The 14,617-nt window shown below is 56.8% G+C and carries 14 protein-coding genes; 12 read left to right on the forward strand and 2 right to left on the reverse strand.

Annotated elements, in window-relative coordinates; translation table 11 throughout:
* Positions 1–18: 18 nt before the first annotated feature.
* The gene (locus HV753_RS01985; RefSeq protein WP_175172746.1) at positions 19–408 is read right to left on the reverse strand and encodes an AtuA-related protein; all 390 of its coding nucleotides are present in this window, start codon (positions 406–408) and stop codon (positions 19–21) included.
* A complete protein-coding gene (locus HV753_RS01990) occupies positions 405–1,763 on the reverse strand; it encodes an acyclic terpene utilization AtuA family protein (RefSeq protein WP_175172747.1) in 1,359 nt (452 codons plus the stop codon). The genes HV753_RS01985 and HV753_RS01990 overlap by 4 nt, the downstream gene beginning before the upstream one ends.
* A gap of 99 nt (positions 1,764–1,862) precedes the next feature.
* Between HV753_RS01990 and HV753_RS01995 the strand changes: the two genes are divergently transcribed.
* From HV753_RS01995 to HV753_RS02050, 12 genes are all read left to right on the forward strand, one after another.
* Positions 1,863–2,777: a LysR family transcriptional regulator gene (locus tag HV753_RS01995; protein WP_175172748.1), complete on the forward strand. Its 915-nt coding sequence runs from the start codon at positions 1,863–1,865 to the stop codon at positions 2,775–2,777.
* Positions 2,778–2,887: 110 nt separating this feature from the next.
* Positions 2,888–3,274, forward strand: coding sequence for a Rid family detoxifying hydrolase (locus HV753_RS02000; RefSeq protein ID WP_175172749.1), 387 nt, complete (start codon positions 2,888–2,890; stop codon positions 3,272–3,274).
* Positions 3,275–3,313: 39 nt separating this feature from the next.
* Positions 3,314–5,404 (forward strand): ATP-dependent DNA helicase RecG, encoded by a 2,091-nt coding sequence (recG, locus tag HV753_RS02005; RefSeq protein ID WP_175172750.1) that lies wholly within the window; start codon positions 3,314–3,316, stop codon positions 5,402–5,404.
* A gap of 84 nt (positions 5,405–5,488) precedes the next feature.
* Positions 5,489–6,439 (forward strand): LysR substrate-binding domain-containing protein, encoded by a 951-nt coding sequence (locus tag HV753_RS02010; protein WP_088587325.1) that lies wholly within the window; start codon positions 5,489–5,491, stop codon positions 6,437–6,439.
* A 149-nt stretch (positions 6,440–6,588) separates the two neighbouring features.
* The gene (locus tag HV753_RS02015) at positions 6,589–7,089 is read left to right on the forward strand and encodes a Dps family protein (RefSeq protein WP_175172751.1); all 501 of its coding nucleotides are present in this window, start codon (positions 6,589–6,591) and stop codon (positions 7,087–7,089) included.
* 191 nt (positions 7,090–7,280) lie between these two features.
* A complete protein-coding gene (locus HV753_RS02020; protein WP_246288117.1) occupies positions 7,281–8,300 on the forward strand; it encodes a phytanoyl-CoA dioxygenase family protein in 1,020 nt (339 codons plus the stop codon).
* On the forward strand, positions 8,293–9,087 hold the full coding sequence (locus HV753_RS02025; protein ID WP_175172753.1) for an SDR family NAD(P)-dependent oxidoreductase: 795 nt from the start codon (positions 8,293–8,295) through the stop codon (positions 9,085–9,087). The genes HV753_RS02020 and HV753_RS02025 overlap by 8 nt, the downstream gene beginning before the upstream one ends.
* The gene (locus HV753_RS02030; protein ID WP_175172754.1) at positions 9,080–10,669 is read left to right on the forward strand and encodes an LTA synthase family protein; all 1,590 of its coding nucleotides are present in this window, start codon (positions 9,080–9,082) and stop codon (positions 10,667–10,669) included. The genes HV753_RS02025 and HV753_RS02030 overlap by 8 nt, the downstream gene beginning before the upstream one ends.
* Positions 10,670–10,910: 241 nt before the next feature.
* Positions 10,911–12,014: a KpsE/RkpR family capsule polysaccharide export protein gene (locus HV753_RS02035; protein ID WP_175172755.1), complete on the forward strand. Its 1,104-nt coding sequence runs from the start codon at positions 10,911–10,913 to the stop codon at positions 12,012–12,014.
* A 134-nt stretch (positions 12,015–12,148) separates the two neighbouring features.
* Positions 12,149–13,138: a polysaccharide biosynthesis/export family protein gene (locus tag HV753_RS02040; RefSeq protein ID WP_246288118.1), complete on the forward strand. Its 990-nt coding sequence runs from the start codon at positions 12,149–12,151 to the stop codon at positions 13,136–13,138.
* A 10-nt stretch (positions 13,139–13,148) separates the two neighbouring features.
* Positions 13,149–13,940: an ABC transporter permease gene (locus HV753_RS02045; RefSeq protein ID WP_175172757.1), complete on the forward strand. Its 792-nt coding sequence runs from the start codon at positions 13,149–13,151 to the stop codon at positions 13,938–13,940.
* A 6-nt stretch (positions 13,941–13,946) separates the two neighbouring features.
* Complete coding sequence (locus HV753_RS02050; RefSeq protein WP_175172758.1) at positions 13,947–14,603, forward strand: ABC transporter ATP-binding protein; 657 nt, start codon at positions 13,947–13,949, stop codon at positions 14,601–14,603.
* The last annotated feature ends 14 nt before the right edge of the window (positions 14,604–14,617 follow it).

Genomic DNA, 14,617 nt, shown 5'->3' on the forward strand with positions numbered 1-14,617 from the left:
TAGGGGTGATGCGGGGGATCAGACGGCCGCAGGGCGGTCGCCGGGTATGTCTGGCAGCCGTCGGGCCAGTTCGGGGCTGACCTCCACGGTCAGGTCCAGCAATCGGAACGACAGGCTTTTGCCGTGCGTGTCCAGATTCAAGGCGTCGTTCACGCCGCCATCCAGCACGGCTTCCAGCACGAAATTCATGGCATGCAACGTCGGCAGCAGGTAACGGACGACACGTGCGGGATGCCGGTACGCGAACCAGGCAGCGACGCGAGCCTCGGTGACTTGTTCGGCTAGCACCGCGTAGCACTCCGGGTCCCAGGCAATCAGGCTCAGGTTCGAGATATCGCCTTTGTCGCCGGAGCGGCTGTGTCCCAATCGGTACAGCGGCACGGCCAGTGTGTCAGGGTTGCGGGTCATGGCGCGATTGCCTCAAGGAAGTTCCAGCCGCTTTGCACGGCCTCGCGGGGGATGGTGCAAGACACCATGTTCAAACGTGGGCGCAATGCGGTGCGAACGCCGCCGCCGCCCGCAGGGCCGCAGGTGTACAGCGCGGTCACTTCGCGCAGGATGCGTTCGGCCTGGGTGCGGTCAGCGTGTTCGCCGGCCAGCCGCAAGCGCAGGTCCCGGGCATGGGAGTCGGGCAGGGCGCGGCGCATTTCGCCAGCGTCATCGCCCAGGATGCTGATGGCGCCGATCAGGTCGGCCCGCAGCTTGAAGGCGGACCCCAGGCGCTTCTGGACGATATCCGCGGCCAGTCGCGCGCGGGCTTCCGCCTGCACGCCCGCGTATGAGATCTCGGCTTCGGCCAGCCAACCACCGCGATAGCACACGTTGACTTTCAATTCGGCCGGACGGGCGTGGCCGGTGATGCCATGCACGGCGACGCGGTTCGCGCCCAATTCGACGACATGCGCCTGGCTCAGATCCGCCACCACATCGGGCGTCAGGTAGCGGGCGGGGTCATGAACTTCGTACAACAATTGTTCCTTGACGGTGCGGGCATCCACCGCGCCGCCCGTATCGTCGGCCTTGCCGACAACGAACTCACCGTCGGCCTGAATCTCGGCGATGGGAAAGCCTGCCGCGTGAACGTCCGGCACGTCCTTCAAACCCGGCACGCAGAAGTAGCCGCCCGTGACTTGCAATCCGCATTCCAGCATATGGCCGGCCATGGTGGCGCGGCCCAGACGGGGCCAGTCGTTGGCGTCCCAGCCGAAGTGCGCCAAGGCAGGGCCCAGCGTCAGCGACGGATCCGCGACGCGGCCCGCCACGACGATTTGCGCGCCAGCGGCCAGCGCCTGAGCGATTTCCGTGGCGCCCAGATAGGCGGTGGCGCTGACCACATCCTGGCCGGCCAGAGACGCACCCAGGCGCTCCTGAAGCAGGGCGCGTTGGGCGGGCGTGCTCAGGGCATCGCCGTGCACTACCGCAATGCGGGGCACGGGCAATCCCTGCTGCTGCGCGATGGCCGCAATCCGCCGGGCGGCGGCTTCGGGGTTGGCGGCGCCGAAATTACTGACGATGTTGATGCCGTGGCGCAGGCAGTCCGCCAGCACGGGCGATATCAATTCATCCAGCAGGGGCTCATAGCCCCGGGCGGGATCGTCGTTGCGCGCCAGTTGCGCCAATGCCAGTGTGCGTTCGGCCAGGGTCTCGAAGATCAGCGTGCCGCCGCCTCGGGCGGCGAGAGTGCGCACCACGGCGGCGGCGCCGTCGCTGCGATCGCCAGAGAATCCTGACGCACAGCCGATAAGCAGGGGAGATTGAGGCATATGGGGTCCAGTCGGCCCTGGTGGGCTGTCGAGGCCACTATAGGCACAGGCGGTTCATCAGTAAAATAGAAAAATCAGATGAATTGATAGAGAATTTCCATGAATCTGTCTGCACGGCAATTGCGTGCCTTCGTCGCATTGGCCGATGAACGGCATTTCACACGCGCCGCCCAGCGCTGCCATCTGACGCAGCCGGCGTTCAGCGCATTGATCCGGTCGTTGGAGGAAAGTGCGGGGTTGCGTCTGTTCGATCGCAACACGCGGCATGTGGAACTGACGGCCGAAGGCAAAGTGCTGGACGCTTCGGCACGCCGCCTGCTGGCGGACATGGATTTGGTGATGGAAGACCTGCGCGACCACGCCGCCCGCCGTCGCGGGCGCGTGGCGCTGGCGGCGCTGCCTTCGCTGGCGGCTGGCTGGCTGCCCGGCTTGTTGGCGCGCTTCAGGCAAGAGCACCCGGGCATCGCACTGGACTTGCGCGACGCCCTGCTGGATCCCTGCCTGGACATGGTGCAAAGCGGGCAGGTCGATTTTGCCGTGGCGTCGCGCCGGCCAGACATGACCGACCTGGACAGCGAATTCCTTCATGCCGATCGCTATTTCCTGGTGTGCCGGGCGGATCATCCCCTGGCAGCGCAGCGTCAGGTGCGGCTGCGCGATATCGTCCGGCACCCCGTCATTCAACTTGCGCGCGGCAGCAGTGTGCGCAAACATCTGGACGAGGCTTTCGGCGCCGATGCGCCCCTGCCGGTGTTTGAAGTGGAACATCTGGCCACGGTAACGGGGCTGGTTCGGGCGGGTCTGGGGGTGTCTGTCGTGCCCGCCATGACGCTCTTTCACTTCGGTAGCGATGACCTGCGCGTGGTGCCGCTGGCCGGGCGCCCGCTGACACGTCCGCTTTATCTGGTGCAGCGCAAGGGCCGCAGCTTGTCGGTCGCCGCCCAGGCGCTATACGAATTGCTGATCGAGCACCGGGGCGACATCGGTGGCGCCGGCCATCACGCAGATGGCTGACATCCTCACGGCGAGACATTCCTGCGTCATCTGGCCACTTTCGCAAATGTCTATTGCTGTTTAAACTTCGATAGTTGTAGCTTCTATCCGTCACCTGAAGGATTCCGCCCATGAGCAAGCAAATCATCCATACCGACGCCGCGCCCGCCGCCGTTGGCCCTTACTCGCAAGCGGTTGCCGTAAGCGGCACCAAGACTGTCTATCTCTCGGGCCAGATCGGCCTGGAGCCGGGCACCGGCGATCTGGTCTCCGAGAACTTCGACGCCCAAGTGCGTCAGGCTTTCGCCAACATGCAGGCCGTGATCACCGCGGCCGGCGGCACGCTGGACAACATCGTCAAGCTGACCCTGTTCCTGACCGACCTGGGCAAATTCACGGCTGCCAACTCCATCATGGCCGAGATCATTCCGCAGCCGTTCCCGGCGCGGTCGACCATTGGCGTGGCTAGCCTGCCGAAGGGCGCGCAGTTTGAAGTTGAAGCCATTCTGGTTCTGTAAGGCGTACCCGGACGTTTGATTTCAGGGGTTCGTTCCTTCATGCCGGCCGCGGCCGTGGCTTCCAAGCGACCCGGCGCCAATAACAAAGGCGCCGGGAAACCCATGACGGATACAGAGCGCAAGCTCCGTAATCTGGGTTTGGTGCTGCCCGAGGACTTCGTGCTGCATCTGCCGCTGCGCTACGAGGACGAAACCCGCGTCATCCCGATCAGTTCCCTGCGGCCCGGTTTTTCTGGCCAGGTCGAAGGCGAGATCACCAAATCCGAGGTGCTGTACCGGCCTCGGCGCCAACTCACCGCCACGCTGGCGGATGAAACCGGTGAACTCCAATTGCGCTGGTTGAATTTCTACCCCAGCCAGCAGAAGCAGGTCAGCGTGGGCAAGCGCCTGCGCGCCCGCGGCGAAGTCCGGGGCGGGATGTTCGGCCGTCAGATGGTGCATCCCCGCATGACCAATGCGGATGCCCCGTTGCCCACCGCGCTGACCCCGGTCTATCCCACCACTGAAGGGCTGCCGCAACTGACCTTGCGCCGCGCCATCGCGCAAGCGCTGGACCACGCCGACCTGTCCGACACCTTGCCGGACGAGGCCCGCCAACGTTACGACCTGTCTCCTTTCGAGCCCGCCATCCGTGCATTGCACACGCCGGCCCAGGGGGAGTCCGAACAAGCGTTGCTGGACCGCGTGCATCCAGCCTGGCGCCGCATCAAATTCGACGAACTGCTGGCGCAGCAACTCTCACTAGCCGCGGCGCGGGCCGCGCGCCGCGTCAAAGAATCCGAATCGCTGCCCGTGCGCACGGAGTCAGGCGGCCTGGTCGCCAAGCTCTATGCCAACCTGCCGTTCAAGCTGACCGCCGCGCAAGAGCGTGTGGTCCAGGAAATCTCGGCCGACCTGGCCAAGCCGTATCCCATGCATCGCCTGCTTCAAGGTGACGTGGGTAGCGGCAAGACCGTCGTGGCGGCCATTGCCGCGGCGCAGGCGATTGCGGGCGGTACGCAGGTGGCCTTGATGGCGCCCACGGAAATCCTGGCCGAACAGCACTTCCATAAATTGGTGTCCTGGTTGCAGCCACTGGGCGTCAACGTGGCCTGGCTTAGCGGCAGCCTGACGGCCAAAGCGCGCCGCGAAGCCGTTGCCGCCGCCGCGGATGGCAGTGTGCAACTGGTCGTCGGCACGCAGGCGCTGATCCAGGACCATGTCGAATTTCACCGGCTGGGTTTGTCGATCGTTGACGAACAGCACCGCTTTGGCGTCGGCCAGCGTCTGGCCCTGACGAAAAAGGGCGAAACCGTGCGTGGACGCTTCGTGCCGCACCAGCTGAACATGAGTGCCACGCCTATTCCTCGCACGTTGGCCATGACGTTCTTCGCCGACCTGGACGTGTCCGTCATCGACGAATTGCCGCCCGGCCGCACGCCGGTATTGACCAAGCTGGTTTCTGACGCGCGACGCGAAGAGGTCATCGCGCATGTCGCGCAAGCCGCGCGCGGCGGGCAGCAGGTGTATTGGGTCTGTCCGCTGGTCGAAGAAAGCGAAGCGCTGGAATTGCAAACGGCGGTCGATACCTATGAAGGCATGCGGGTCGATCTCCCGGACTTGCGCATTGGTCTCGTGCATGGACGCCTGCCTCAAGCGGAAAAAGCGGCCGTCATGCAGGCCTTTCGCGAAGGGGAAGTCGATCTGCTGGTGGCCACGACCGTCATCGAAGTCGGCGTGGACGTGCCCAACGCATCGCTGATGGTCATCGAACACGCCGAACGCTTTGGCCTGGCCCAATTGCATCAGCTGCGCGGGCGGGTAGGGCGCGGCACCGCCGAATCGGTTTGCGTGCTGCTGTATCAGACACCGTTGTCCCAGGTCGCACGCGAACGCCTGCGCGCCATGTTTGAAACATCGGATGGATTTGAAATCGCCAGGCGTGACCTGGAACAGCGAGGCCCCGGTGAATTCCTGGGCACGCGCCAATCGGGCATGGCGCTATTGCGCTTCGCCGACCTGGAAACCGACGCCGCGATCGCGGAAGACGCGCGCGACGCCGCCGTGTGGCTGCGGGCAGAACATCCCGCCGCCGTCCAGGCACACCTGGCGCGCTGGATGCGCGGTCGTGAAGACTTCCTGCGGACTTGATGCCACATGCGGCCCGTCCTTCATCTGAATCTCTCAAGCGCCGGCTTCAAGGCCTGCGCGCAACCCCCGGGGGCGTAGTCCACCATGACTCTCACCGAACTCAAGTACATCGTCGCCGTCGCGCGTGAACGGCATTTCGGCCGGGCGGCCGAGGCCTGTTTCGTCAGCCAGCCCACGCTATCGGTCGCGATACGCAAGCTGGAAGACGAACTGGGCGTGACGCTGTTTGAACGCGGCGGCGCCGAGGTCGGCGTCACCCCGATCGGCCAACGCATCGTCGCGCAGGCGCAAAAAGTGCTGGAAGAAAGCGCCAGCATCAAGGAAATCGCGCGGCAGGGGCACGACCCCTTGGCCGGCCCGTTGCGCGTGGGCGTCATTCACACCATCGGCCCGTACCTGCTGCCCAAGCTGGTGCCCGTGCAGATCGGCCGCACGCCGCAGATGCCGCTATTGCTTCAAGAGAACTTCACCGTACGGCTGGTGGAGCTGCTGCGCCAGGGCGAAATCGATTGCGCCATCATGGCGCTGCCCCTGCCCGAAGCCGGCCTGGTCATGCAACCGCTTTACGATGAGCCCTTCATCGTCGCCGTGCCCAATGACCATGAACTGGCTCAACGCAAATCCATCGACGCCCAGGACTTGAAGCAACAGACCATGCTGCTCTTGGGTAGCGGGCACTGCTTCCGCGACCAGGTACTGGAAGTCTGCCCCGAACTGTCCCGCTTCTCGGCAGCCAGCGACGGCATCCAGCGCACCTTTGAAGGGTCTTCGCTGGAGACCATCCGCCATATGGTCGCGGCCGGCATCGGCGTCACCGTGCTGCCGATCACCGCCGTGCCCGAACACCCACCCAGCAATAGTCTGCTGCGCTATCTACCGTTCGATGGCCACGTGCCCGAACGCCGGGTGGTGCTGGCCTGGCGCCGCAGCTTTCCCCGTTTGGCTGCCATCGAAGCATTGGCCCAGGCCGTCTACGAATGCGAGCTGCCCGGCGTGAAGATGCTGACCGACGAGGCGGCTGCGATCCAGGACTGATATTTCAAGGGTTGGCGCGACGTGGCGTGAACGCATGTTGAGCCGCGTCAACCCGACATGGCGCAGCCCTGGTTTCTTGCCCAGGTTGCGTCAATTCGTCGTATTTGCAGTGGTATCCTTAATTCGTACATTTCCAATAGGAGCTAGCAATGGCCAAGTCCACCAAGAAGACCCCGAGCGTCCCGCGCATCAACATCGGCATTTCGGACAAGGACCGCGCCGCCGTCGCCGGTGAATTGTCCAAGCTGCTGGCCGACTCGTACACGCTGTACCTGATGACGCACAACTTCCACTGGAACGTCACGGGGCCCATGTTCAACACGCTGCACCTGATGTTCATGACGCAGTACACGGAAGAGTGGAACGCGCTGGACAGCATCGCTGAACGCATCCGCGCGCTCGGCCACTACGCGCCGGGCACCTACCGCGAATTCGGCAAGCTGTCGTCCATCGCCGAGCCGGAATCGGTGCCGGAAGCCCTGGAAATGGTGCGCTTGCTGGTGACCGCCAACGAATCCGTCGCCAAGACCGCGCGCGCCGCCTTTGAAAAGGCCGATGCCGCCAACGATCAGCCCACGGCCGACCTGCTGACGCAGCGTTTGGACGTGCATGAGAAGAACGCCTGGATGCTGCGCAGCTTGCTGCAATAGCACCCCTGCCATCAGCGTTCCTTTAACCTTGGCATTACAATGCCCGGTCTCTCCCTTTTGGGTGGGGCGTGATCGGATCATTGAGAATCCAGACAATGGCCGCCTACGGGCGGCCGTGTCCGTTATGCACCGTGCCAAAGATAAAACGACAGACACAACCTTCTGCAACCCTGTGCTCCTGCGCTGCCTACGTGCTGCGTTGGTTCTTGGTGCCAATCTGGCTCTTGGCCTTGGCGACGGGAGCTAAGTCGTTTAAAGACAATCCTATTATTGGCAGCTCCTTCCTTAACAAGAAAGGGCTATATGTTGCGCGTGTGAAACTCGCGCATCGTATGGCGCACTTCCGTCGTAGGCGTTTGGCGCATCTGATAAGCCATCAAGATCGTGAGAATTTTGATCGGAACGGATTTGTCCTCAAACGGGATTTTCTCGCGCCCTCGATGTTCGCTGCCATCGAGCGAGAAGTGAGCTTTCTGCAGGGAGACAGCCGAGAGATGATGCAAGGCGATACCCGTACTCGCCGCGTTTCGCTGGATGTAGATACGCTTCGAGTCATGCCGGCCACGCGTGCGCTCCTTTATGGAGAACAGTGGTTGGGATTACTTAGCTATGCAAGTTCATTCCGATGTCATCCTATGAACTATCTGCAGACGATCATGACGCATATAGGCGGAAGGGCTTCCCCTGATCCGCAGACGAATCTGCATTCAGATACGTTTCATCCTACTGTTAAGGCATGGCTATTTTTAAGCGATGTGACGCTATCAGATAGTGCATTCGTGTATGTGCCCGGTTCTCATCGCATCAACCGGCGCCGTTTGGCATGGCTACGCCGGCAATCGATGCAGGTGCATTCGCTGGATCGTTTAAGTGCCCGAGGGTCGCTGCGAGTGTCAGAGTCTAAAGCTCGGAGCATGGGTTACGAGAAGCCTCGAGTCTTCTCTGTTAGAAAAAATACGCTGGTCGTTGCTGACACGTCGGGGTTTCACGCTCGTGGCCAGACGAGTCATCCGGCGACGCGCATTGAAATTTGGGGCTATGGTCGGCGGAACCCCTTCCTGCCCTGGGCCGGTTGGGGTGTTCAGGGGCTGCCTGGCTTGAAAGGCAGGGTTGTTCCGCTGTACTGGTGCATTCGAGACCTGGCGGAGGCCTTAGGCATGCGGCGCAATCCATGGCGGCGGGTTTCGACGAAAAAGATAAAAGATGAATAGTATTGAAAGTAGTGATTCTGGATTTCCACGATGTGTGATTATCACTGGCGCGACTGGAGGGATTGGTGGCGCGTTGGCGCTGGAGTATGCAGCTGCTGGCACCAAAGTGCTGATTTTGCATGGACGCAACGCGAAACGTTTGGCTGAACTCGCTGAAGCTTGCCAAGCACTGGGGGCGCGTGTGGAGACGCATGTGCTTGACGTGCGTGATCACGATTCTCTCGTCACCTGGTTGGGGGCAATTTGCGAGGCTGAGATGCCCGAGCTGGTTATTGCCAATGCGGGCATCAATATAAATACCGGTCCCCACCGACAGGGTGAGCTGTGGCAAGACGTTCAACGTCTGCTAGACGTAAATATTAAAGGGGTCTTTGCCACTGTACATGGTGTTTTGCCGGCAATGCGCGAGCGCGGGTATGGACAGATCGCCCTTATCAGCTCTTTGGCAGCATGGCGCGGACTGCCCGAAACTCCAAGTTATAGCGCCAGCAAAGCTGCAGTGAAGGTGTATGGCGAAGCAATGCGGGATGCGCTGAGCGAGGAGGGCATAAAGTTCAATGTCATCATGCCTGGTTATGTGGAATCGCAGATGTGTTCGGATATGCCTGGACCGAAGCCATTCCTCTGGAAATCAGGAAAGGCCGCCCGTGTCATTCGCCGCGGACTACAGGCCAATCGGGCTCGCATCAGTTTCCCGTTTCCTCTAAATTTTGGGTGCTTCTTGTTGTCGGTGATCCATCCGAATGTGTCGGGTTGGATTCTGAAGAGGTTGGGTTACGGTGATTGATACGTTTTGGATTCCACTGCTTCCGCCGTATTCTCTCGGATTAGTACTGTCTTTGGGCGTCGAAGCTCTGCTAGTGCCTCGTCCAATCGCACCTTGGAGGCGTCAAGTAGCGGCTATTTTTGTGCATTTGGGAGTTTGGTCTGTTGCGTTTGCTGTGGAGTTAGCTTTATTTAGAAGGCCCTACTTTGGAGTCGTTAATGTACTCGCACTCCAACTATTAGTGGTGTTGGTAAGCAATGCAAAATTCCGAGCATTGCGTGAGCCATTTGTGTATCCGGATTTTGAGTATTTTTTGGATGCATTCAGGCATCCGAGATTATATCTACCTTTCTTTGGAGTGGGACGCGCGCTTGCGGCTGGAGGTGGATATGGTGCGGCGCTCTGGGCTGGCCTTGCATTGGAAGACTCTGTCACTGCCGGCGCAGGAGTATGGTTGGTGTCGTTTGTTGAGCTGCCGCAGGAGCATATGTTTGACGCAATTGCCCCGGTTATTCCTTTTTTTGGGCACACGTTAATTCTGGCAGTGTTTGGGCTTGGGCTAGCGATGGTGGCTGGCCGCAAAATCAAGGTGGAATTCGATGCATCAACCGATCTCCAACGTTTAGGGATGATTGCCGCTTTATGGGCGTATGGGCGCAGTGAACGATTGCCGACGGGGGTTGTTAGCGACAATGCACCGTTTGGCATGAAAGATGTCTTGGTCGATATTCACCGTAATCTTCCGGATTTGTTAGTTGTTCAGAGTGAATCATTTTTCGATATTAGGCGAACGTATCCAAACTTAGTACGGCAGGAGATTCTTGCGAACTTTGATGGGCTGAAAGTCGAAGCCGTGGCTCATGGAGGGTTAAAGGTGGCAGCCTGGGGGGCAAATACGGTTCGCACGGAGTTCGCATTTCTCTCTGGGATGAAAGCCGGTGAGCTTGGAGTCCATCAATACAATCCTTATCGGAGACTAGTTGCTGATGGGTTTCCAACTGTGGTTTCGTACTTGAAGTCACTAGGCTATCGCACGATATGCGTACATCCATATCATCGGAGCTTTTATGGACGAGATCGAGTGTTGCCACTGCTGGGATTCGACGAATTTATCGGTATCGAAGCGTTCGAGAAATCTAAGCGAGATGGAGCATATGTTGGTGACCGTGCGCTTGCCGATCATATTATCGAATTAATGCGTCAAGAGTCTACGGCTGCATTGTATGTGCACGTAATTACGATGGAGAACCATGGTCCCCTACATTGGGAAAGTGTGGACGAGCATGATGCGGCTGCCGTATTAAAAGTACCGTTGCCGCCAGGTTGTCAAGATCTTGTGGCTTACGCTCGCCACTTAAACAACGCAGACGCAATGTTTGGCGCGTTGCGCAAGTCCTTGTTAGATCGTAATCGGCCTAGCGCATTGTGCATTTTTGGAGATCATGTGCCGATCATGCCCCATGTGTACGCCAAATTGGGCGATGTGGACGGGTTGACAGACTATGTGCTATGGCGGTCTGACATGCAAAGCTCGCCCATTGAACAATCGCGAGACATCTCGACTCTTGCTGATGCTCTTTTGACCGCTGCTGATGTCAAATAGCGATCACGGTTGCCGCAATTGTCACAACAATATTGGCACAAAGTGCCAAAAAAGATTGAGGACAGTACATATTGAAATACATTTGTCTGTTTTATCGTAACGCGAATATGTCCTCGTCACGGATCAGGCCCGAAATAACAGTACAATGCCTCCGCTCGTCGGAATGCCGCGCAATTAGTGTTACCAACTGCAAGAACGATGCGAAATTGACGCATTTTGTAAAATTTACTATAAATAGATTATGAATTTTGACCGAATAAAGTCGAAGCGCCTGTTCGTATGGCTAGTTGGTATTCCACTTTTGTTGGCTGTTATCTACTACTGTTTTTTTGCTTTGGACAGATATGTAAGTACGGCGCAGGTGGCCGTTAGGCAAGTCGGAAACAACGAGACTCCGCAAATGCCAGGGTTAGCTGTCATGCTAAGTGGCTTGAATCCAACTTCCAGGGAAGAAACGTTGTATTTGCGCGTTTTTTTAACATCCCCGGATATGTTGAAGGTGCTACAGCAGAAACTTAACTGGTCTGAACATTATGAGGGCCGTTGGCAAGATCCGCTTTACTATCTTTCACCTGATGCAGCACAGGAAGATTTGCTTGAGTATTATCAGCGAGTCGTAACGACGCATTTTGATGATCAAACAGGGTTGCTGAACGTAAATGTTCAGGCATTCGATCCAAAATTCGCAGAGCAGACATTAAGAGTCATGCTAGGAGAAAGCGAACGTTTCGTAAATGAGCTCTCTCATCGCATGGCGCGGGAACAGATGACCTTCGCTCAGGGCGAATTAGCCAAAGCTCGCGCCGCGTACGAAGAGCGGCGAGAAGATATGTTGGCGTTCCAAAGCACCAATAACCTTCTAGATGCCGAGGCAACTGCGAAAGCTCGTGCTGAGATTATTGCCGAGCTAGAGTCAAGTCTGACGAAAGAGCGGACTGCATTGAAGAGCCTTACAGGCACGCTCAACGCAGATACACCGCAAGTGCGGCAGCAGCGGAATCGCATTCGCGCTATAGAACAACAACTTAATGCCGAGATACAACGCCTGGTGTCGCAGACGGGCGGGGATAAACTGAATGTGGTCGCGTCTCGATATCGGAATCTCACGATTGACGCGGCAATTGCTGAAGAAGCATACAAATTTGCCGTCAGCTCTGTCGAATCTTCCCGGATAGAGGCCAGCAAGAAGTTGCGCAGTCTCGTTACGGTGGTATCGCCGAACATGCCAGACAAGGCTACCTATCCTGATCGACTGTACAACCTATTTACGCTGCTACTTCTACTCATGCTGTTTTATGGGATCGCTCGCTTTGTGATTGCTACGATTGAAGATCACCAAGATTAACTATCGACGCACCTAAAATAATGACTGCTCTATCTATTCGTTACGTCTTGCGCGCATCAATAATTTGTGTGCCAATATTCCTTGCAGGGTGCGGCAGCCTGTTGTCGTCCGCAGGTCCATCTCGTTTTTCCGTCATGAATGATGACGAATCACAGAATTACACGCTGATTGACTTAAGTGCAGCAACGATTTCTCCATATATGCGCCCGCCTGAGCCTGAGCTTAATAGCACTGTAGCTCTTCCCGTAGTTCCTGAAATCCACTTAGTCCCAGGTGACGTGTTGCGCGTGATGATTTCAGAATCTGCGACTGATGGTGCGATATTTGCGTCACTCGCTGCTGGGGGTACCGTGTTTGACAACTTACGGGTTGATAGCAAGGGAACGATATCTCTGCCTTATGTGGGACGAGAGAAAGTTGCGGGTAGCACCCTAAATGAAGTTCAGTCCGCAGTATTAAAGAAACTTCGAGGAGTTACAAGTGACGCACAAGTCCAAGTTTCTATGACAGGTGACCTCTCGGGTTCAGTTCTTGTTGTAGGTGCCGTGAAGTCTCCTGGCAGATTTTCCGCACTTCAGGGGCCGTTGACCCTGCTGGATGCGATCAATCGTGCAGGGGGGCCGGTGCTCGAGCCGCATCTGATAAGAGTGGTTGTTCGTACGGGCGATAAGTCTTACCAGTTCAATTACGAGGACTTACTATCCGGAAAAAATCAAGTTCTTCCCCCGGGGGCTGAGGTCGTATTGGAGCGAGCGAGAAAGCGCTTTGTCGCGATGGGGGCTATTGGCGATCCAGGCTTGCATGACCTGCCGTCAAATAATCCAAGTCTCCTTGAAGTGCTTGGGAGCGTTAAGGGCCTAAACGAAGCAAAGGCGGACGCTGCGGGTGTATTCGTTTTTCGATTGATCGACCAAAAAGATGAAATTAGTGGCCAGATAAAGCCACTCGCTCAAGTATTTCGCTTGAATATGAAGCAGCCTGCAGCCATGTTTCTGGCAAGGCAATTCCTCGTGCAGCCTGAAGATGCCGTGTACGTGACAAACGCCGCTGTCTATGAATGGCAAAAAATTATCTCTCCTATAGTGCAGGTGCTGGTGCTAGGCCGGACTATCGAAAACTTTTGAATGATCCTGTATGTTTGCCAAGCGTTCATCTATTGCAATTATTCGTGCAGTATTGTTCGCTCTTGTACTGCGCGAAGTACGAGGGCGATTTGGAGTAAATCGACTGGGTGCCTTTTGGTTTGTATTTGAACCTCTAGCTCATATTAGTGTGCTGCTAACAGTTTTTTCGGTGCTTCGAGGGGCTCGAGTGAATTACGGGCCAGATCTACTTGTTTTTTTAGTCTCGGGAATTATTCCGTTCTTGCTGTTCAAGAATATTGCCTTGAAGGGTATGGAGGCGGTTAGTGCCAATAAAGCTCTGTTTGCTTATCGCCAAATAAAACCGGTAGACACTGTGCTGGCACGTGCGATCTCGGAGACAGCATTGATGTCTTGCGTGTACATATTGGTCGTGTTTGCATTGGGGTTTTGGGGCGACCACGAGGTTCTTATTGCCAGGCCCGTCTTGTTCATGTCCATGGTTTTGCTCGGGATACTCCTGTCGCTTGGTCTTGCATTGATATTTTGCGTGGTGGGTGAAGCAATGCCGGAGATAAAGAATCTTATAAAGTTGGCCTACATGCCTCTGTATTTTTTGTCAGGTGTGATTATGCCTCTATGGATTGTTCCGCCGACGTTTCGTGATTATCTGTTATGGAATCCATATGTTCACATAATAGACGGAATTCGTGAGGCTACGTTCGCGTACTATCCGCAAGTTCCGGGCATTGATTTTCAATATGCGGCATCTGTCACGCTCGGAGTTTTATTTATCGGTGTGATGCTATATCGCTCACGCCGCCAACAACTATTAGCGATATAGATTCACATGATTAGACTTCAATCGGTGACGAAATCTTATCGCACGAATGGCGGTCGAAAATTTGTCTTTCGCGATCTGACAATAGATATTCCATCCAATAAGAATGTAGCGATAATTGGAAAGAATGGGGCTGGAAAATCCACCTTGATGAGATTACTGGGCGGCCAAGATGCGCCAGATAAAGGGCGGATCATTACCGATAAGTCTATTTCTTGGCCGGTCGGCCTGAGCGGGGGATTTCAGGGCTCTCTCACCGGTCGCCAGAACGTAAAATTTGTCGCCCGCGTCCATGGTGCAGTAGGAGATCGAATGACCGATGTCGTTCGATACGTTCAGGAATTTGCCGATATAGGCGATTATTTTGATCAGCCGGTCAATACTTACTCATCAGGAATGCGGGGTAGGGTAGCGTTCGGGTTGAGCCTTGCTTTTGATTTTGATTATTACTTGGTGGACGAGGCGATGTCCGTAGGGGATGCTCATTTCAAAAGAAAAGCGGCAGATGCTTTTAAGGAGAGAGTGGACCGCGCACATATTCTGCTGGTGACTCATGGAATGAGTCAGGTGAGATCCATGTGCGATATGGTACTACTTTTGAAGGATGGCCAATTGATTCCATACGAAGATATAGAGAAGGGCATTGCTGCATATTCTGCAGAATAAAGTGCTAATTTAAT

It is taken from the genome of Achromobacter pestifer, assembly GCF_902859625.1.
GTDB classification, from domain to species: domain Bacteria; phylum Pseudomonadota; class Gammaproteobacteria; order Burkholderiales; family Burkholderiaceae_B; genus Achromobacter; species Achromobacter pestifer.

Bases quoted from the DNA above. Each gene is read 5' to 3' on its own strand.
- HV753_RS01985 (WP_175172746.1), bottom strand. From the start codon at position 408: ATGACCCGCAACCCTGACACACTGGCCGTGCCGCTGTACCGATTGGGA.
- HV753_RS01990 (WP_175172747.1), bottom strand. From the start codon at position 1,763: ATGCCTCAATCTCCCCTGCTTATCGGCTGTGCGTCAGGATTCTCTGGC.
- HV753_RS01995 (WP_175172748.1), top strand. From the start codon at position 1,863: ATGAATCTGTCTGCACGGCAATTGCGTGCCTTCGTCGCATTGGCCGAT.
- HV753_RS02000 (WP_175172749.1), top strand. From the start codon at position 2,888: ATGAGCAAGCAAATCATCCATACCGACGCCGCGCCCGCCGCCGTTGGC.
- recG (WP_175172750.1), top strand. From the start codon at position 3,314: ATGCCGGCCGCGGCCGTGGCTTCCAAGCGACCCGGCGCCAATAACAAA.
- HV753_RS02010 (WP_088587325.1), top strand. From the start codon at position 5,489: ATGACTCTCACCGAACTCAAGTACATCGTCGCCGTCGCGCGTGAACGG.
- HV753_RS02015 (WP_175172751.1), top strand. From the start codon at position 6,589: ATGGCCAAGTCCACCAAGAAGACCCCGAGCGTCCCGCGCATCAACATC.
- HV753_RS02025 (WP_175172753.1), top strand. From the start codon at position 8,293: ATGAATAGTATTGAAAGTAGTGATTCTGGATTTCCACGATGTGTGATT.
- HV753_RS02035 (WP_175172755.1), top strand. From the start codon at position 10,911: ATGAATTTTGACCGAATAAAGTCGAAGCGCCTGTTCGTATGGCTAGTT.
- HV753_RS02040 (WP_246288118.1), top strand. From the start codon at position 12,149: ATGAATGATGACGAATCACAGAATTACACGCTGATTGACTTAAGTGCA.
- HV753_RS02045 (WP_175172757.1), top strand. From the start codon at position 13,149: ATGTTTGCCAAGCGTTCATCTATTGCAATTATTCGTGCAGTATTGTTC.
- HV753_RS02050 (WP_175172758.1), top strand. From the start codon at position 13,947: ATGATTAGACTTCAATCGGTGACGAAATCTTATCGCACGAATGGCGGT.